This window comes from Microvirga splendida (genome assembly GCF_016427565.1).
GTDB lineage: Bacteria > Pseudomonadota > Alphaproteobacteria > Rhizobiales > Beijerinckiaceae > Microvirga > Microvirga splendida.
In genome coordinates, this window is record NZ_JAELXT010000004.1 from 198,679 (window position 1) to 217,811 (window position 19,133).

A 19,133-nucleotide genomic window follows, 5' to 3' on the forward strand; every position below is an offset into this window, starting at 1 on the left:
TCGACCATGACCCAGCAAGCCTCCTTCGCAGCGCTCCGGGAGCGCATTGCCGCTGTCAACGACGTGCTGAACGCAACGTCCCTGCTCACATGGGATTCGCGGACGATGATGCCCGCCGGTGGCGCGGAAACCCGCGGTCATCAAATCGCGACCCTGACCCGTGTCGCACGCGACCTTCTTCTCGCACCCGAGACGGAAAGGGCGCTCGAGGAAGCCGAGCGGGCCCTCGAAGGAGTACCGGCGGACGCGGCCGAGCGGCGCATGGTGGAGCAGACGCGGCACGCGGTCGAGCACCATCGCAGCGTGCCGGCATCCCTGATCCAGGAACGGGCGGCTCTACGCACCGTGGCGCAGTCTGCCTGGATCGAGGCACGGGCGAAGAGCGAGTTCCCGATCTACGAGCCCTATCTCGCCAAGACGGTCGAGCTCTCCCGTGCCTATGCCGATTGCATCGGCTGGTCGGAGCATCCCTATGACGCCATGGTGTCGATCTACGAGCCGGGAGAGACCGCCGCGAGCCTCAAGGCGCTGTTCTCCACGCTGCGTAATGGATTGCTGCCGATCCTCGACGCCGCCCGCTCCCGGCCGCAGCCGCGATCGGACTTTCTGTTTCGCGACTTTCCCGAGGAAGGGCAGCGCGCCTTTGGCCTGAGCCTCGCCGAGAAGCTTGGTTATGATCTCCAGCGTGGGCGCCTCGATACCACGGTTCATCCGTTCGAGGTGTCTTTCACCCGCAACGACGTGCGGATCACCACCCGCTACAACCGCAACTATCTTCCCGCATCTATGTTTGGCACGGCCCACGAGGTCGGCCACGGACTCTACGAGCAGGGCGTCGACCCCGCCTATACCCGCACGGCCCTGGCAACGGACCTCGTGGGACTTTACGCGGTCGGCGGCACCAGTTTCGGCGCCCACGAGTCCCAGTCGCGCCTCTGGGAGAACCATATCGTCCGCAGCCGCACGTTCTGGCAGCGGCACTTCCCGGGCCTGCAGCGGCATTTCCCCGATCAGCTCGGCGATGTGAGCGCCGAGGAGTTCTATCGCGCCGTCACGCGCGTGGAGCCCGGCTTCATCCGTGTCGAGGCGGATGAGCTGACTTACGACCTCCACATCATGCTGCGCGTCGATATCGAATGCGCGCTGATGGACGGCTCGCTTCCGGTTTCCGACCTCCCCGGTGCCTGGAATGCCGCGATCAAGCGCGATCTCGACCTGACCGTTCCGAACGATGCCAAGGGCGTGCTGCAGGATGTTCATTGGTCGACCGGCTATATCGGCTCGTTCCCGACCTACACTATCGGTAATGTCATGGGAGCACAGGTCATGGAGACCCTGCGCCAGCAGAACCCGTCCGTCGATGCCTCTATCGAGGCCGGTGACTACGGCGTTCTGGCTGAGGAGCTTCGCACCCGTATCTGGCAGCACGGGCGCCGCTTCATGCGCGATGAGCTGCTGGAGCGGGAAACGGGGCGCCGCCTCGATCCGGCGCCCTACCTCGCGTATCTGCGGAACAAGTACGCTTCCTAAGTGCCTTGGCCGCTCAAGAGCCGGGAGTGCCCGCAGCCTCTGCCCAATAGTGCAGGCTGCGGGTGTTGATGGGGGCTCCAGCCGCCTCGTGCAGCGAGATGATCACCCCATAAAAGGCCCTTGCCTCAATGGGGCCGACAAGCAGCCTCAGGCTGTGGAGGATCCGGGTGATCCGCAGGTGATTATGGTCGTGCGCTGTGAGCCACCAGTGTGTTTCCCGGTAGAACTGCAGCATGCGTTCGGTTGCCTTCTTCAGGCTCTCGATCGAGCGCGGATCGGCTCTGATCGCTTCAATTTCGGCTTGCGTCAGAACAGGGGAGTGCGGCTGAGCCGCGCTGCGGGTCGGGAGCGGAAATAGCCACTGAATGTAGTCATGCACAGCCTCCAGCTCGTCGTCCGAGAAGGCGAGCACATCGGCAACCGAGCGTCCGCGACCGTCCCGCCCCACGCCAGCAAGGAAGGCATGCAGAGACCCTGCCGTTGCTTCAGCCATTGTGCCACCTCCTATCTGGCGTTGCAGATTGGAGGGTGTTCATGGCTCAAGTGAGGAGGCTTGCGGCGAAGCGGGCGCAGACGAGCAGTAGGAAGATGCCGAACGCCACTTCCAACCGGCGCTTGGACAGGCGGTGCGCGAGGCGCGCTCCCACGGGTGCCATCCAGGTGCTGGTAGGAATGAAGAGCACGAAGCCGAGGAGCGACACGTAACCAAGGGCCAGAGGCAGCTGGAAAGCGACCACGTCGGGATAATCGGCCATATGCGGCCAGCCGGCGTAGATGTAGCCGATGGCGCCGGGGATCGAGATGAGAATGCCGAGACCGGACGAGGTCGCCACCGCCTGATGGATCGGGCGGTTGTAGAAGGTCATGAACAGGTTGGAGAGCTGACCGCCGCCGATGCCCATCAGCGCCGAGAGGATGCCGATAAGCCAGCCATAGGCGATCATGATGGGCTTTCCAGGCATGTCGAGGCCGAAGCGCCACGTATCCTTGCCGAAGAGCAACCTGATGGCGGATAGGCCTGCCACGACCACGAACACCGCCTTGAACAGGTCGGCGGGGGCATAACGTGCGATGACGCTGCCGATGACCACACCGAGCACCACAGGCACGGCCCAGATGCGCAGGATCGTCATGTCGACTGCGCCCTTGGCCTTGTGTGCAGAGAAGGAGCGGATCGACGTCGGGATGATGATGGCAAGCGAGGTGCCGACACAGAGCGGCATGCGCACTTCCTCGGGCACCTCCAGGATGCGGAACAGCTCGTAGAGGATCGGCACGGCGACCGCACCGCCGCCGACGCCGAACACGCCCGCCAGCAGACCGGTGATGCCGCCAGCCACCAGGAGCGCAACCACGAGCCAGGCCAAGTCGAAGAGAGGTATGCCGAACATCGGAAGGTCACCTTCAAAAGCAGAACGGCCGTAGGATCTTTTCGGCCCTACGGCAAGTGAGGGTGTTGCGGAAGTGCCTTAAGAGGCGCTTCCGGCAAGCCGCTCCTGGTACTCCCGCGCCCTCTGGTCGATCCAGGACCGGTCCGTGACGCCGCCGGGATTCGCGCGGGTCGCCATGGCGTCCATGAAGGCCAGGAAGCGTTCATGGGCAACGCCGTAGAGCCGGCGCAACTCGTCCAGGGGCTCCGGGTGATCGTCGATGCGCAGGTCGAGCATCGGGTAGGACTCGTCGCGCCAGACCTTGAGCGCCGCCGATTGCTTGCCGCGCTTGTCGCCGCCCTCGGCCTGTCCCGCATCGAGCGCAGTCAGAAGCCGGTCGGCGAAGGGCAGGTCCATGCGGCGCTTGTAGGTGTCGAGGGTGGCTTGGATCACCGTCGGCCCGGCCAGCATGTTGCCGGCCACGGACACGTTCTCATCCGTGAGATGCCCGCACCAATCGACGCATTCCCGGCCCGTATGGGCCGCGGTCCTGCCGTCCCGGTCGATTACGTGCAGCTGGCGGGATTCCCGTCCAGGATCTTGTGCGGTGAGAACCGCCACGATCTCCTCTGCGCTTCGGCCCTCGGCCAGGAACCGCATCCCGTCCGTGCCGTAGAGCGGATTGACGAGCGCCTGGGTGGCAAGTGCCCCGATCTTCGCCGTGCCATGGGGGCAGAGCGCTCCCACGGCGAAGAACTTGGTGGTGACGGCAACCCCGAACGAGCCGGTCTCGGGATCCTTCGCGATGATCGACCAGGTCATGATCCGTGCTCCTCAGCGTCCGACCGCATAGGCCTGCATGAGGCGCGGCGTGGCGGCGCCGTGCAGCAGGCCGTCCTTGTCGCGGCTTGCCGCCACGAGGCGTCCGACCGTCCAGGCCGGCGCGACCTCGACCTCGTGACCGCGGGCGCGCAGATCGTCGAGCACCTCCGTACCGTAGGTCTCCTCGGCCATGAGATGGCCGGGCTTCTGCTCGCGGGGGTAGAAGGAGGACGGGAAATGCGCCGTGTGCGACATGGGCAGGTCGATGGCTTCCTGCAGGTTCAGCCCGTGATGGGCATGGCGCAGGAAGAGGAGCATCTGCCACTGCTCCTGCTGGTCGCCGCCGGGGGAGCCGAACACCATGTAGGGTTCACCGTCCTTCTCAGCGAGGGTAGGCGTGAGCGTTGTGCGCGGGCGCTTGCCCGGCGCAAGGCTCGCCGGCAGGTTCTCTTCCAGCCAGAACATCTGGGCACGGGAGTTGAGCATGAAGCCGAGTTCCGGAACGACCGGCGAGGACTGGAGCCAGCCGCCGGAGGGCATGGCGGCGATCATGTTGCCGAAGCGGTCGACGACGTCGATATGCACCGTGTCGCCGCGCCGGGCCGAGCGCATTGAGGCCAGTGTTGGCTCACCGCCGGAGACCTTCTTGTCCGTGGTGGAGAGTTCGCGCAGCGCCTTCAGGGTACGCTCGACCTGGGCCTCGTAACCCTCGACGCGACCGGGGCGCAGCTCCAGGGAGGCCTTGTCGGTGATCAGCTTGCGGCGCTCGTTGTTGTACGCGTCCGACAAGAGCGTCTGGATCGGCACATCGATGAAGTCGGGGTCGCCGTAATAGGCCTCGCGGTCCGCAAAGGCGAGCTTCATGGCCTCAGTCACCGTGTGGACGAACGCGCCGCTGGTCGGCCCCATGGCGGCCAAATCGAAGCCTTTCAGCAACGCCAGCGTCTGCAGGAAGACGGGCCCCTGGCCCCACGGCCTGATCTTGTTGACCCGGAAATTGTGATACTCGTAGGTCTGCGGCGCGTCGTAGGACGCCTGCCATTTCGCCATGTCGTCGGCGGTGAGCACGCCGCGGTGGCGCGAGCCGCTCTGGTCCATCACCTCCGTCTTGCGCACGAAGGCATCGATGGCCTCGGCCACGAAGCCCTTGTAGAAGGCGTTGCGCGCGCCCTCGATCTGCGCCTCGCGGTCGCTCCCCTTGGCTTCCCCCTCGCGGATGATGCGCTTCCAGGTATCGGCGAGCTGCGGGTTGCGAAAGAGCTGGCGAGCTTTAGGGACCTCACCGCCCGGCAGGTAGACCGCAGCGGAGGTGGGCCACTCGGTCTCGAAAAATTCCTTCAGGCCCTTGATGGTGTCGGCTACGCGCGGCAGCAGGGGATGTCCCTGCTCGGCATAGTAGATGGCAGGCTCCAGCACTTCTCTGAGCGAGAGAAGTCCATGGTCGCGCAGCAGGAGCATCCAGGCATCGAACGCGCCGGGCACCACGGTGGCGAGCATGCCGTTACCAGGGATGAGCTTGAGGCCCTCACGCTTGTAATGTTCGATGGTAGCGCCCATCGGCGCCGTGCCCTGACCGCAGAGCACCTCGACCTTCTTGGTCTTGGCGGAGTAGAACACGGCCGGGACTTCGCCCGACGGGCCAACCAGATGCGGCTCTACCACCTGGAGCACGAAGGCTGAGGCGACGCAGGCGTCGAAGGCGTTGCCGCCCTTTTCCAGCATTGCCATGCCGGCCGCTGACGCGAGCCAATGGGTCGAGGTGACGATGCCAAAGGTGCCGAGGATCTCGGGCCGTGTCGTAAACATGTCTTTTATCCGATGTTGCGTGTTTTTACTGTTCGCGGGGATCGAGCGCGTCGCGCAGGCCATCGCCGAGAAGGTTGAAGCCGAGCACGATCAGGAAGATCGCCGAGCCTGGGAAGATCGACATCCAGGGCGCCTGATCCATGAAGTTCTTGGCCGTGTTGAGCATGGAGCCCCAGGAGGGGTTCGGCGGCTGCTGGCCTAGCCCGAGGAAGGAGAGGCTCGCCTCTGCGATGATGGCGGTGGCGATGGTGAGCGTGCCCTGGACGAGGATCGGCGGCAGCACGTTGGGCAGCACGTATCGCACCATGATCCAGAAGTCCGGGAGACCGATGGCCCGTGCTCCTTCCACGTAGTCTTCCGCCTTTACGGTCAGCACCTGTCCGCGGGTGAGGCGGATGAAGATCGGCATGGCGGAAAGACCGATGGCGATCATCGCATTGGTGAGGCTGGGACCCAGGAAGGCCGCGAGCGCAATGGCGAAGATGAGGAACGGGATCGCCAGCATGGCGTCGGTCGCGCGAGAGATGCTGGCGTCGATCCAGCCGCCGAAGTAGCCGGCGATCAGACCGAAGGGCACGCCGAGCGCGATGGCGATGAACACCGACACGACACCGGCCATGATGGAGGCGCGTGCGCCCCAGAGCATGCGGGAGAACATGTCACGCCCCAGCTCATCGGTGCCGAACCAGAACAGCTCCGATGGGGGCTTGCGAATGCTCGTGAAGCTCGGTTTGATCGGGTCGTAGGGGGCAAGATAGGGCCCGACGACCGCAGCCAGGATGAAGAACAGCACGATGGCCCCGCCGACGACGGCACTCTTGTTCTTCAGGAACTTGGAGAGCACACGGCTGCGCTTCTTCGGCAGGGCGACATCGTCGGCGACAGCGGCTGTAGCGGTCATGCTGAGTGCCTCAGGCGGGGATTGACGAGAACGTAAAGGACATCCGCCAGGAGGTTCATGAAGATGAACCCGACGGCGGTGCAGAGCACCACACCCTGCACGACGGCGTAATCACGATTAAACACCGCGTCGACGATAAGCTTGCCGAAGCCCGGGATGGTGAAGATCTGTTCGGTCAGGACCGCTCCGGCGAGCAGCTCGCCGAAGAGCAGCGTCGAGAGGGTCACGATCGGCACGAGGGCGTTGCGGAGGGCATGCTTCAGAATGACCTTGCGCGACAGAAGTCCCTTGGCCCGTGCCGTGCGGATATAGTCGGAGCGCATGACGCCGAGCATGGCGCTGCGGGTATGGCGCATGAGGCTGGCGGCCAGACCTGTGCCGAGCACGAAGGCCGGCATGATCATGGTCTTGATGTTCAGCCAGAGATCCTCGGTCGGGGGCACATAGCCGGATGCGGGCAGGAGCTGCCAGCGCACCGAGATCAGCATGATGAGCATGATGCCGAGCCAGAAGTTCGGGATCGACAGGCCAGAGAGCGCGATCACATTGGCGGTGTAGTCGACGGCGGTCCCCTTCCTCACCGCAGAGATGATGCCGGCGGGGATGCCGATGGCAAGAGCCACGATCATGGCCATGATGGCGAGCTCGAGGGTCACCGGGAGCTTGCTCATGATCAGATCGAGAACCGGAATGTCGGTGCGCAGCGATATGCCCAGATTGCCCGTCAGAGCCGAACCGATCCAGGCGAAGTATTGGACCGGGATCGGATCATCCAGGCGATACTTTTCGCGCAGGAAGGCCAGAACCTGAGGGTCGCGCTCCTCGCCCGCCATGGTGAGAACCGGATCGCCGGGCAGGAGCTTCTGCAGGGCGAAGACCAGCAGCGACACGATGATCAGGGTCGGGATGGCAATCAGTATTCGTCGTCCGATGTAGCGCAGCATCAGCCCAAGAATCCCGCATCAGAGAAGGGAGGAGCGTGCCCGGTCTCATCGACCGGGCACGCAGGTTTTTAGTCGATCAGGACCCGAACTTGACGCCCTTCAGACGGATCATGCCGTCCGGGTAAGGCTTGAAGTTCTGAACCTTCTTCGTTTGAACGAAGGGCCAGGGCTGGTAGTAGGTGTAGATGATCGGCAGGTCCTGCTTCAGTATTTCCTGAGCCTGATCGTAGAGCTGCTTGCGCTTGGCCTCGTCGTTGATGACGCGGGCTTCGTTCAGGAGCTTGTCGACCTGCTCGTTGCAGTACTTGCCGTCGTTCAGGGCGCCCTTGCAGGAAACGAACGGGTGGATGTTGCCGTCGGGATCGACGCGGCCGGACCATCCGATCACGTTGACGTCGAAGTTGCCCGCCTGTGCTTCCTTCTGCATCGCGGCGAACTCGGTCGGACGCAACGTGATGTCGAACCCGCTCTCGGCCGCCATGGCCTGGATGATCTCGGCGATCTGCTGGGTCGTGGTGCTGGTGCCGAAGGTGAGCTCAAGCTTCACCCGATCGACGCCGGCTTCCTTCAGGAGCTGCTTCGCCTTGGCGACGTCACGCGCCGGAGGGGCGAACTTCGGATTGTGGTAGGGGCTGGCCTGCGGGAAGGGTTGTCCTGCCGGCGGGAAGATGCCCTGACCCACCACCTCGTTGATCACGTTGCGATCGATGGAGAGCTCAAGTGCCTGACGGACGCGCTTGTCCCGGCCCAGCGGGGACTTGGCGCGCTCGCCGTTGTTGGTGTTGATGGTCAGGCCCTGGTAGCCGATGCCCGAGACCGGCGCGAAGACCAGGTTCCCGTCGCTCTTCACGGCCGGGACGTCGCTCGGCGCGAGACGCTCGATCAGGTCGAGGTTGCCGGAGCGCAGGTTGGCGAGGCGCACGGTCGTGTCCGGAATGGGCTGGAACACGATACGGTCGAAGTTGAAGTTCTTGGCGTCCCAGTGGTCGGCGAACTTCTCAAGCACGATGCGGTCGTTCTGCACGCGCTCGACGAACTTGTACGGACCCGAGCAGACAGGCTTCTGAGCGAAATCGGCAGAAGCCAGTGCCTTCGGCGACATGATCATGCCGGCGCGGTCCGAGAGCTGCGAGAGCAGGGTCGCATCGGCGCGGGAGAGATTGATCTTCACGGTCAGGTCGTCGACGGCGTCCACGCTCTCGACGGAGCTGAGCTCGCTCTTGCGAAGCGAGTCCGGCAGGGTCCGGGCGCGGTCGATATTGGCCTTCACGGCGGCTGCATTCAGAGGCTCGCCGTCGTGGAATTTCACGCCCGGGCGCAGCTTGAAGGTCAGGGACTTGCCGTCGTCGCCCCAGCCCCATTCGGTGGCGAGCTCCGGAGTGAACTTCAGGTCGGGAGTGATGTCTACGAGCTTGTTGCAGAGCGACGTGAACACGATGCGGCCGACGAAGGTGCGTGCGCGATGGGGATCGAGCACGTCCGGGTCTTCGTTCAGTCCGATGCGCAGGGTCTGCGCGGAGGCCGCAGTGCTCACAAGGAGCCCGGCGGCGATGGCTAGGAGCAGTCTTTTCTTCATTTGTGTCGTCCTCCAATGATCCTCTGGATCGGTCCTCGTTCAGGGGCTCGTCGCGACGGGCTTATCCTGCCGTTCACGCCAAGTTCGGTAGAGCGCCAGGCGCTTGGTGAGCGCAGCGCTGGGGGGAGGCGCGCTGATGGAGCCAGCGCCCGCTCCCTGGATTTCGCGCCAGAAATGGCAGGCCACCTGCCGCCCGTCCGGCGTCGTTTCGAGGGCAGGGTGCTGCTCCTTGCAGACTGCGCGTGCATGCGGGCAGCGGGTGTGGAAGCGGCATCCGGATGGCGGGGCCGCGGGACTCGGAACGTCGCCCTGCAGCAGCACCTTTGGCTGCCGGCTCGAGGGGCTCGGAATGGGAATCGCCGCGAGAAGCGCCTGGGTGTAGGGATGCAGCGGGTTATCGAAGAGGGCATCCGTGTCGGACAGCTCGACGATCTCGCCGAGATACATCACCGCAACCCGGTCGCTCATGTGCCGGATGACCGCGAGGTCGTGGGCCACGATCACGAGGGTGAGGCCGAACCGGTCCTTCAGGTCTTCCAGCAGATTGATGATCTGGGCCTGAATCGACACGTCCAGGGCGGAGACCGGCTCGTCGCCCACGATCAGCTTCGGATCGCCCGCCAGGGCGCGGGCGATGCCGATGCGTTGGCGCTGGCCGCCGGAGAACTCGTGCGGATAACGGTCCGAATGGGTGGGAAGCAGGCCGACCGTACGCATCAGGTCCGCTACGCGCTCGCGCTTCTCGCGACCTGCGGCCAGATTGTGCAGCCAGATCGGCTCGGCAATGATGTCGCCCACATTCATGCGAGGATTGAGCGACGCGAAGGGGTCCTGGAAGATGATCTGCAGATCGCGGCGCAGGCGCCGCAACTCGCTCTTGTTGAGTTCCAGGATGGAGCGGCCTTCGTAGCGAACGTCACCGCCCGTCGGTTCGATGAGGCGCAGGAGAAGGCGGCCGAGCGTGGACTTGCCGCAGCCGGACTCGCCCACGACGGCGAAGGTCTCTCCGCGCCGGATGTCGAGGGACACGCCATCGACCGCGCGCACGACGGTCGGCGAGGAGAGAAGGCCGCCGCTGCTGAAGTGTTTTTTCAGGCCGACGCCTTCAAGGATGATGTCGCTGGTGTTCGCCATGACACTCATGCGGCTGTGCCTCGCTTCTGTTCGAGAGGTGCGTACCAGCACCGTGCAAGATGGCCGGGGCGGATTTCACCGAGCGGCGGAAGCTCGTTGCCGCAACGGGTGTCGGAGAAGGGGCAGCGCGGCGTGAAGCGGCAGCCCTTTGGCATCAGCTCCGCAGGCGGCACGGTGCCGCGGATCGTGGCAAGCCTGCCCTGACGCCGTCCGAGCGATGGGACGGAACCCATAAGCCCGATGGTGTAGGGGTGCTGCGGATCGTCGAAGATCGCCTCGACCGGCCCGCTTTCGACAACATGTCCCGCATACATGACCGCGACTTCATCGGCCACTTCCGCCACCACGCCCAGATCGTGGGTGATGAGGATCATGGCGGTGCCGGTTTCCTCCTGCAGACGGCGGATGAGGGTGAGGATCTGCGCCTGGATCGTGACGTCGAGCGCGGTGGTCGGCTCGTCGGCGATCAGAAGCTCCGGATCGTTGGCCAGCGCCATGGCGATCATGATGCGCTGGCGCATGCCGCCGGACATTTCGTGCGGGTAGGCGCGAAGGCGCTTCTCGGGCGCCGGAATGCGCACCTTCCTCAGCATGTCGAGCGCCCGTTCCATGGCTTCGGCCTTGGAGACCTTGCGGTGCCGGACGATGCCCTCGGCGATCTGGTCGCCCACGGTGAAGGCGGGGTTGAGGGAGGTCATCGGCTCCTGGAAGATCATCGCCATCTTGTCGCCGCGAAGATCCGCCCGCTCGCGCTCGGAGAGCGTCAGAAGGTCCTGTCCGTCGAACATCGCCGAGCCCGCGACGATCCTCGCCGGGGGCGTCGGGAGAAGACCCATGAGCGCCAGCGACGTCACGCTCTTGCCGCAGCCGGATTCGCCGACGATGCAGAGGGTCTTCCCCTTGCTCACGGAAAAGCTCACGTCGTCGACCACGTTCACGCCCTTCGGGGCGCTGTCGAAGCGGACCGACAGACCCTCAACGCTGAGAAGCGGCGGTTCGGAGGCCAGGGCAGCATTGCCAATGTGACGGACCTCTGCAGGCGATTGGCGGGCGGCCTCATGTCCCATGGCGGATCTCTTTTTTGGTGCTTGCTGTCACGGGTGCTTTCAACATCTGTCCATCGACCTGATCGGGCAGGGGGGCGGTCATGACCTTGAGAAGGCCTTCACGCACGAGTTCGAGGTGCTCCCGCATCGCGTGCTCGGCCGCATGGGCTTCCCGCTGGGCGATGGCGGCGATGACGCGACGGTGCTGCTCGACATAGATCTGCTGGCGCTCACCGGAGCGCGCCCGCTCCCGCAGAAGCCGCCACGTGGTGTCCTGGCGGATGCGGTCGACCATGTCGAAGATGGCGAGAAGCAGGGAGTTGCCTGCAGCCTCGGCGATGGTCCGGTGCAGAGCGCTGTCCCAGAGTTCGCGCCCGTCCGCATCGGAGGAGGAGGCGGTCTTCTCGGCGAGGCGCAGAAGGCGCTCGATGTCGCCGTTCGTCGCCCGCACCGCCGCCAACCGGGCAAGAGCGGGCTCGATCTCCAGGCGCACGTCCATCACTTCGAGCGGATGGGTGCGCTTTGTCAGTTCTTCGAGACTGGTCGGGGAGTGAGCCGGGCGGGGTCCCAGGAAGGTGCCCTTGCCCTGATGACGCCAGATCCGCCCCTCTGCCTCCAGCACCTCGAGAGCCCGGCGCAGTGCGCGGCGCCCGATTCCGATCTGCGCCGCCAGCACCCGCTCGGGCGGGAGCCGCTGCTCCCCTTCGAAGGAGCTGTCGTCCAGCAGAGCCCGCAATCGCCCGAGAGCAAGGTTGGAGCTGTCTGCCGAAGGATCCGGGTTGGACATGATGATCCAGCTCCCTTTGAACCAATCTTGCTGGTGGATCGCCACCGGCGACGTGTTGTTGCGGCCTCGGAGGCGTTAACGAAACAAGGCTATCCCGATCCCGAACCAATTTGCAAGTGGTTCGGTGATGGTTCATTAGTCGATGTTGCTGCTTCTATGGTCAGGCTCGTATTCCGCCGCGCCGCCGCGCTCGCGGAGTAGGTCTGCAATATGCCTAAGGTTTGCGCACCGAAGCGGCCTCGCTGGACTGGAGCAGTGCCCGCAGACCGTCGCGATATGTCGGGTGCTGAAGCGTGACCCCGAGCTGCGACTTGATCCGGAAGTTACGCACGCGTTTGTTGTCTTCGTAGAAGGCGCGCGCCATCGGGGTCTGGTCGGCTTGGTCGAACGGGATCTCGGGCGGGGAGGCTCTGCCGAGAAGCTCTGCCGCGTAGGCGATCACGTCCTGAGGCGGGCCGGGCTCATCGTCCGCAACGTTGTAGACGGCATTCGGGCGCGGCTTCTCGATGGACGCCATTAGAACCTGGGCGATATCTTCCGTATGGATCCGATTGAAGACCTGCCCCGGCTTCACAATTCGCTTGGCGGTGCCGTCCGCAACCTTCACCAGAGCATTGCGACCGGGACCGTAGATGCCCGCGAGCCGAAAGATCTGCACAGCAAACGGGGCACCTGCGCCCAGTTCGAGCCATTGCCGCTCGGCGGCGATTCGATGACGGGCCCGCGGTGTTGCGGGATTGGGTGGGGTCGCCTCATCGACCCAGGCGCCGCCGGAATCGCCATAGACGCCCACGGTCGACAAGTAGCCGACCCAGCGCAGGCGAGGGGCTGCCGCGATCGCTTTGGAAAACTGCTCAAGGACCGGATCGCGCCCATCGGCCGGCGGCGCGGAGATCAGGAGAGCCTCCGCGCGTTCGAGATGCTGGAGAATGGCGGGATCGAAGTCTGCGCCGTCGAAGCGGCAGGCCTGGATTCCCGCTGCCCTCATGGCGTTCGCCTTATCCTCCGAGCGAACGGTGCCGCCGACCGTCGTAAACCGGTCGCGGTGAAGGTGAATGAACTGGAGGGCGGTGTAGCCCAGGCCGAAGACAAAGAGGTGCATGGGATCGTGGAGCCTTGAAGCAATCGCGGACAACGTAGCGGCATGGATGCGGTGCAGCAATCGGCGGCGGAGGTGGACGCCTATCCCTCAGGAGTGGATTTGTTCCAGTTGATCATGCCTCGGACTCCCGCCATAAACCTCTCCCGAAGCAAGCCTGATGTCGTGAGAAGGTCAGGCTTTCGGGATTCGGCCCTGGAGGTGATGCATGGTCCTGACCAATCAAGACATGGTCGAGTTGGTGGCCTTCCGGCGCAAGCTGCACCGCATGCCTGAACTCTCCCGCCAAGAGGCGCAGACCGCCCGCGAAGTCCAGGCCTTTCTAAAGGAGACCCATCCCGACTGGATCCTCACCGACCTGGGTGGCCATGGCATCGCGGCGGTCTACGAGGGCCGAGAGCCAGGGCCGACCATGATGGTGCGCGCAGAACTCGATGGGCTGCCGATCCAGGAAATCTCCGATGCGCCTCACCGCTCCGCCACGCCCGGAAAGGGCCACCTGTGCGGGCATGACGGCCACATGGCTATCCTCGCGGCGCTGGCCCGGGAACTCGGCCGCCAGAAGCCGCAGCGCGGGCGCGCCATCCTGATGTTCCAGCCTGCGGAGGAGGATGGCTCGGGGGCTGCGGCCGTCGTGGCCGACCCGCGCTTCCGCCAGATCGCACCGGACTTCTCTTTCGCCCTGCACAACGTGCCGGGATTGCCCTTCGGCAAGGTGGCGCTCACCGAAGGGCCGGTCAATTGCGCCTCGCGCGGCATGCGCGTCGTGCTCACCGGCAAGACCGCCCACGCCTCTATGCCCGAGACTGGTCTCTCGCCCGTGAACGTCGTGGCCGAGTTGATGCCCAAGCTGACCGCCCTCGGAAAGGGTGGGCCGCTGGAGGAGGGCTTCTCGATGGTGACCGTGACCCACGCCCGGATCGGGGAGCCGGCCTTCGGCGTGGCGCCGGCCCATGGGGAAATCTGGGCGACCCTGCGCACCCTCACCGATTCAGGTATGGAGGAACTCTGCGCGAGCGCTGAGCAACTGGTGCTGAGCGCCGCGCGGGAGCAGGGGCTCGGGGTCGAAATCGCCTATGACGACATCTTCCACCATTGCGAGAATGCCCCCGAGGCGGTCGCGCATCTGCGCCAGGCGCTCGAAGCCGAGGGCGTGGCTTACGGCCGGGGCGACCTGCCGATGCGGGCTTCGGAGGATTTCGGCCGCTTCGGCCAGAAGGCGCCGGCGGCCATGTTCTTCCTCGGCGCGGGCGAGAAGCACCCGAGCCTGCACAATCCCGACTATGACTTCCCCGACGACCTGATCCCCATCGGCGCCCGCGTGTTCATGCGGACCCTGCGCAATCTCCTTGGATAAGGTTGCCTCGCTCGTCAGAGCGGCAGGTTGCGCAGGGCAGAAACGGCGGTCATCACGCCGCGCAGTTCGGCCAACCCGCGCAGGCGGCCGATGGCCGGGTAGCCCGGATGGGTGGGCTTGCCCACATCGTCCAGAAGTTCGTGGCCGTGGTCGGGGCGCATGGGAATCCGCCAATTCGCGTCTCCGGCCTCCTTGCGCCGATTCTGCTCCTCCAGAAGCACCGTGATCAAAGCCACCATGTCGGTGTCGCCGCCGAGGTGATCCGCCTCCATGAAGGAGCCATCCGGCTCCTTGGCCACGTTGCGCAGGTGGGCGAACCAGATGCGGCTGGCGAAGCGCGCGGCAATGGCCGAAACATCGTTGACCGGATTGGCCCCGAGGGATCCGCTGCAGAGCGTGAGCCCATTCGCAGGCGCGTCGACCGCGTCGAGAATGAAGGCGATGTCGTCCGCATTGGAGACGATGCGCGGCAGGCCCATGAGGGGGCGCGGCGGATCGTCGGGATGGATGCACATCCGGATGCCGACTTCCTCCGCCGTCGGAATTACCTCGCGCAGGAACCGGGCAAGGTTTTCGCGCAGGGCCGCGGCGTCGATATCCCGGTATCGGTCGAGCATGACGCGCAGGCCGGGGATGTCGTAGCGGTCATAGGCGCCGGGCAATCCGGCCATGATGTTAGCGAGAAGCTGGCGCCGATCCGCTTCCGACGAGCGGTCGTACCATTCCCTTGCCTGCGCCAGAACCTTGGGCGAGTGATCCGCCTCGGCACCGGGACGCTCCAGCATGAAGCAATCGAAGGCGGCGAACTCATGCGCGTTGAAGCGCAGGGCCGTGCCGCCGCCGGGAAGAGGGTAGGCGAGTTCGGTTCTCGTCCAGTCCACCACCGGCATGAAGTTGTAGCAGATTGTGGTTACGCCACATTGAGCCAGATTGCGCAGCGATTGCCGGTAGTTGTCGAAGAGGGGCGTCAGGTCGCCCTCGCCGATTTTGATATTCTCATGAACAGGCAGGCTCTCGACCACGCTCCAGCGCAGGCCGAGCGAAGGATCGGCCGCAATGAGCGCCTTGCGCTTCTCGATCTCCTCGATGCTCCAGACGACACCGTAAGGGATGTGATGCAGGGCTGTCACGATCCCGGTCGCACCGGTTTGGCGGACATGGGACAGCTTGATGACATCTTCAGGACCGAACCAGCGCCAAGCCTGTTCCATGGGGTTGCCTCTTCAGAATAGAGCCGATCATTGATGGGGCGTGAACCTGGCTTGAGCCGATTTAGGCGCTCAGGGCCTCCGCCACGGCATCATCTTCAAGCTCGAACAGGTCGGGATATTGGGCGGCAAGTTCCGGGAGGGTGCGGAGAATTTCGCTGAGATGCTGACGCATCGCCTTTTCCGCCGCGACAGGATCGGAAGACTTGATGGCATCGACGATCATCACATGCTGGGCCACGATGGTATGCCGGGGCGTCGCCTGCTTCACGTCGAGATAGCGGACGCGATCCATCTGAGGCTTCACATCCTCGATCATGCGCCATGCCGCTGGCCTGCCTGCCGTCTCCGCCAGGAGGCGGTGAAACTCTTCGTCGAGGGCCAGGAAATCGTCCGAGGAGGTGGCGCGCTGGGCGCGGCGCTGCCGGGTCAGGCTTGCATTCAGTTCCGCGATCATGATGGGCGTGGCCTTCAGTGCCGCCTCTCGCACGACGGCACATTCGACAGCCAAGCGAATGAAGCGAGCATCTTCCACGGCGGCTCTCGAGATCTTGACGACCTGTGTCCCGCGCTGGGGCAGAACCCGCACGAGCCCTGCCTCGCTCAGCTTGATCAAGGCCTCCCGAACCGGTGAACGGCTGACGCCGAACCTCTGGGCGAGATCCTGCTCGGATAGCATTTCGCCGGGAGAAATCTTCATGCTGACAATGGCTTGGCGGAGGGCGCGCGTAACCTGACGAGCCATGGGTTCGCGGCTGACATCGAGCTTTGCAAGTGAGTTTCTCTCATTCATAAGTGGCACACTACCATACTAGTAGACCATTGCAAACGGTCATGGATGGCTTTAAGGTTTGGTCAATGAGGTGTCCTGCACCGGCAGAAAATGCCGGAAGGGCGCCGAGGGAGAACTTGATGCTGATCCATCCCGACCGGCTGTTTCCTGTAGAGCCCGCTGCCCGCGATGTGGCGCGCAGGCTTTATGAGGAGGTCAGGGATCTGCCCATCATCTCGCCGCACGGTCATACGGATCCGCGCTGGTATGCGGAGAACGAACCGTTTCCCGATCCGGCGGCGCTGTTCGTGATTCCCGATCACTACATTTTCCGCATGCTCTACAGCCAGGGCGTGCGGCTGGAAGAGCTCGGCATTCCGGCCAAGGACGGGAGCATCGTGGAACGTGATCCACGTGCGATCTGGCGCCGGTTCGCGGCTCACTACCACCTCTTCCGTGCCACGCCGACCCGCGCGTGGCTCGATCACACCTTCGCGACGCTGTTCGGGTTCACGGAGCGGCTGTCGGCGGCCAATGCGGATGCCTATTACGACCGGATCGATACGGCCCTGCGCACGCCGGAATTTCGGCCGCGGGCGCTCTTCGAGCGCTTCAAGATCGAGGCGATCGCCACGACGGAGAGCCCGCTCGACCCGCTGAAGCACCACGAGACCATCCGCCAGTCCGGCTGGAAAGGCAGGGTGGTTACGGCCTATCGGCCCGACCCCGTCGTCGATCCTGAGTTCGAAGGCTTCCGGCAGAACCTCGCCCGCTTCGGGGAGATCGCCGGCTGCGATACCTCGACCTGGAGCGGCTACCTGGAGGCGCACCGGAAGCGGCGTGCCTTCTTCCGGGAATACGGCGCGACCTCCACCGATCATGGCCATCCAACAGCACGCACGGCCAACCTCTCGCAAGGCGATGCCGAAGCGCTGTTCCGCCGTGTCTCGACGGGAGACGCGACGCGTGAGGATGCGGAGCTGTTCCGCGCGCAGATGCTCACCGAGATGGCGGCCATGAGCGTGGAGGACGGCATGGTCCTGCAGATTCATCCCGGCTCCTTCCGCAATCACAATGAGGGGCTCTTCGGCCGCTTCGGTCGCGACATGGGCGCCGATATTCCCTCCCGGACCGAATACGTGCGCGCGCTCAAGCCGCTTCTCGACCGCTTCGGCAACGAGCCGAGCCTGACGGTCATCGTCTTTACCCTGGACGAGACGAGCTATTCCCGCGAACTGGCGCCGCTCGCCGGGCATTATCCGGCCCTGAAGCTGGGCCCAGCCTGGTGGTTCTTCGATGCGCCCGAAGGGATGCGCCGCTTCCGCGAACTCACGACGGAAACCGCGGGCTTCTACAACACGGTCGGCTTCAACGACGACACGCGCGCCTATCTCTCCATTCCGGCCCGGCACGATGTCGCCCGCCGGGTCGACTGCGCCTATCTCGCCAACCTCGTCGTCACGCACCGCCTCGACGAGGACGAGGCGCACGAGGTGGCTTACGATCTCGCCTATCGCCTCGCAAAAGAGGCCTACAAGCTGTGACACGGGACATGGAGAGAAGAGCCATGTCGCACAGAACGGGAGGAAGACAATGACGAACCTGATCACCAGGCGGACTTTCGTCGGCGGCGTTGCCGGCGCCGCAGGCGTTGCCGCTCTCGGCGGCACGAGCTTCGCCCAGGCCAATCTGCCGACGAGCCCGGTTACGCTCAACATCATCGACGTGGCCGGCAACCTCGCCTTGACGCAGAAGGCCATCGAGAACTACCGCAAGGCGAAGCCGAACCTCGTCTCGCGGATCACCTTCACCAAGGCGACCGCGCCGGAACTCGCGGGCAAGATCAAGGCGCAGCAGGATGCGGGCCGGGTCGACATCGATCTCGTGCTCACCGGCACCGATGCGCTCTCCGCCGGCCTCGAGCAGAATCTCTGGGTCGAGCTGATCCCGGCTCACGCGAAAGCGTTGCCCAATCTCGACGAGATCTACCTGCCGGCCGCGGCAAAGATGCAGAGCCTTGCCAAGGGGCAGGGCGTCGTCGTCACCTACTACCCGTCCGGTCCGCTGCTCGAATACATGCCCGACAAGGTCAAGACCGTTCCGGGCACGGCCGAGGAGCTGCTCGCCTATACCAAGGCCAATCCGGGACGCTTCATCTATGCGCGTCCTGCCAATTCCGGCCCGGGCCGCACCTTCATCATGGGCCTGCCCTACATCCTGGGCGACAGCAACCCGAAAGATCCTGTGAAAGGCTGGGACAAGACCTGGGCCTACCTGAAGGAACTCGGACAGAACATCGAGTACTACCCGTCCGGCACAGGCGCGGTGATGAAGGAGCTGGGCGAAGGCTCCCGCGACATGACCGTGACGACCACCGGTTGGGACATCAACCCGCGCGTCCTCGGCGTCGTGCCGAAGGAGGCCAAGGTGGCGGCTCTCAAGAACTTCCACTGGGTCGCGGATGCGCACTACATGTGCGTGCCCAAGGGGCTGGCGAACGAGAAGGTGGCGGTGCTCCTCGACCTCATGAGCTTCCTGCTCACGAAGGAGCAGCAGGCCTACACCTATGACGAGGGCTACTTCTATCCCGGTCCGGCCGTGAAGAACGTGACGCTCGACATGGCGCCGCCGGAAAGCCAGGCCGCCATCAAGGAGTTCGGCCGTCCCGAATACGAAAAGTGGATTGCCGAGAATCCGATCGAGTTGCCGCTCCAGCCCGAGCAGATGGTCGTTGCCTTCCGCATGTGGGACGAGCAGGTCGCCGGCGGCAAGCGCAAGTAA

17 protein-coding genes are annotated in these 19,133 nt (G+C 64.6%); 4 read left to right on the plus strand and 13 right to left on the minus strand.

Going from position 1 to position 19,133, the window contains the following annotated elements:
• The first annotated feature begins 6 nt into the window (after nt 1–6).
• Nucleotides 7–1,530: a carboxypeptidase M32 gene (locus JAO75_RS06500; protein ID WP_199047673.1), complete on the plus strand. Its 1,524-nt coding sequence runs from the start codon at nt 7–9 to the stop codon at nt 1,528–1,530.
• 13 nt (nt 1,531–1,543) lie between these two features.
• Here the strand turns inward: JAO75_RS06500 and JAO75_RS06505 are convergent, their stop codons facing one another.
• The 11 genes from JAO75_RS06505 to JAO75_RS06555 form a co-directional block, all read right to left on the minus strand.
• Nucleotides 1,544–2,023: an opioid growth factor receptor-related protein gene (locus JAO75_RS06505; protein WP_199047675.1), complete on the minus strand. Its 480-nt coding sequence runs from the start codon at nt 2,021–2,023 to the stop codon at nt 1,544–1,546.
• A gap of 46 nt (nt 2,024–2,069) precedes the next feature.
• Nucleotides 2,070–2,921 carry a sulfite exporter TauE/SafE family protein gene (locus JAO75_RS06510; RefSeq protein WP_199047677.1) on the minus strand — a complete coding sequence of 284 codons (852 nt, stop codon included), beginning with the start codon at nt 2,919–2,921 and terminating at the stop codon, nt 2,070–2,072.
• Nucleotides 2,922–2,999: 78 nt separating this feature from the next.
• The gene (locus JAO75_RS06515) at nt 3,000–3,722 is read right to left on the minus strand and encodes a DUF1028 domain-containing protein (protein WP_199047679.1); all 723 of its coding nucleotides are present in this window, start codon (nt 3,720–3,722) and stop codon (nt 3,000–3,002) included.
• Nucleotides 3,723–3,734: 12 nt separating this feature from the next.
• Nucleotides 3,735–5,528 carry a gamma-glutamyltransferase family protein gene (locus tag JAO75_RS06520; RefSeq protein WP_199047681.1) on the minus strand — a complete coding sequence of 598 codons (1,794 nt, stop codon included), beginning with the start codon at nt 5,526–5,528 and terminating at the stop codon, nt 3,735–3,737.
• 25 nt (nt 5,529–5,553) lie between these two features.
• Nucleotides 5,554–6,429: an ABC transporter permease gene (locus tag JAO75_RS06525; protein WP_199047682.1), complete on the minus strand. Its 876-nt coding sequence runs from the start codon at nt 6,427–6,429 to the stop codon at nt 5,554–5,556.
• Nucleotides 6,426–7,373 (minus strand): ABC transporter permease, encoded by a 948-nt coding sequence (locus JAO75_RS06530; protein ID WP_199047683.1) that lies wholly within the window; start codon nt 7,371–7,373, stop codon nt 6,426–6,428. The genes JAO75_RS06525 and JAO75_RS06530 overlap by 4 nt, the downstream gene beginning before the upstream one ends.
• A gap of 76 nt (nt 7,374–7,449) precedes the next feature.
• Nucleotides 7,450–8,949: an ABC transporter substrate-binding protein gene (locus JAO75_RS06535; RefSeq protein ID WP_199047684.1), complete on the minus strand. Its 1,500-nt coding sequence runs from the start codon at nt 8,947–8,949 to the stop codon at nt 7,450–7,452.
• 39 nt (nt 8,950–8,988) lie between these two features.
• Entirely contained in the window at nt 8,989–10,083 is a 1,095-nt protein-coding gene (locus tag JAO75_RS06540; protein WP_425523154.1) for an ABC transporter ATP-binding protein, read from the minus strand.
• 5 nt (nt 10,084–10,088) lie between these two features.
• The gene (locus tag JAO75_RS06545) at nt 10,089–11,150 is read right to left on the minus strand and encodes an ABC transporter ATP-binding protein (RefSeq protein ID WP_199047686.1); all 1,062 of its coding nucleotides are present in this window, start codon (nt 11,148–11,150) and stop codon (nt 10,089–10,091) included.
• On the minus strand, nt 11,140–11,916 hold the full coding sequence (locus JAO75_RS06550) for a FadR/GntR family transcriptional regulator (protein WP_199047687.1): 777 nt from the start codon (nt 11,914–11,916) through the stop codon (nt 11,140–11,142). The genes JAO75_RS06545 and JAO75_RS06550 overlap by 11 nt, the downstream gene beginning before the upstream one ends.
• Nucleotides 11,917–12,130: 214 nt before the next feature.
• The gene (locus tag JAO75_RS06555; RefSeq protein WP_199047688.1) at nt 12,131–13,018 is read right to left on the minus strand and encodes an SDR family oxidoreductase; all 888 of its coding nucleotides are present in this window, start codon (nt 13,016–13,018) and stop codon (nt 12,131–12,133) included.
• A gap of 205 nt (nt 13,019–13,223) precedes the next feature.
• Between JAO75_RS06555 and JAO75_RS06560 the strand changes: the two genes are divergently transcribed.
• Nucleotides 13,224–14,372, plus strand: coding sequence for an amidohydrolase (locus JAO75_RS06560; protein WP_199047690.1), 1,149 nt, complete (start codon nt 13,224–13,226; stop codon nt 14,370–14,372).
• Between the two features lie 14 nt (nt 14,373–14,386).
• On the opposite strand, the gene uxuA is transcribed toward JAO75_RS06560, so the two are convergent.
• Together uxuA and JAO75_RS06570 are read right to left on the minus strand one after the other, a co-directional pair.
• Nucleotides 14,387–15,583, minus strand: a complete 1,197-nt coding sequence (gene uxuA, locus JAO75_RS06565) for a mannonate dehydratase (protein WP_199047692.1) — start codon at nt 15,581–15,583, stop codon at nt 14,387–14,389.
• Between the two features lie 61 nt (nt 15,584–15,644).
• On the minus strand, nt 15,645–16,373 hold the full coding sequence (locus JAO75_RS06570; protein ID WP_199047694.1) for a GntR family transcriptional regulator: 729 nt from the start codon (nt 16,371–16,373) through the stop codon (nt 15,645–15,647).
• Between the two features lie 119 nt (nt 16,374–16,492).
• Between JAO75_RS06570 and uxaC the strand changes: the two genes are divergently transcribed.
• Both uxaC and JAO75_RS06580 read left to right on the plus strand, forming a co-directional pair.
• Nucleotides 16,493–17,896, plus strand: coding sequence for a glucuronate isomerase (gene uxaC / locus JAO75_RS06575; protein ID WP_199047699.1), 1,404 nt, complete (start codon nt 16,493–16,495; stop codon nt 17,894–17,896).
• Between the two features lie 49 nt (nt 17,897–17,945).
• Nucleotides 17,946–19,133 carry an ABC transporter substrate-binding protein gene (locus JAO75_RS06580; RefSeq protein ID WP_199047700.1) on the plus strand — a complete coding sequence of 396 codons (1,188 nt, stop codon included), beginning with the start codon at nt 17,946–17,948 and terminating at the stop codon, nt 19,131–19,133.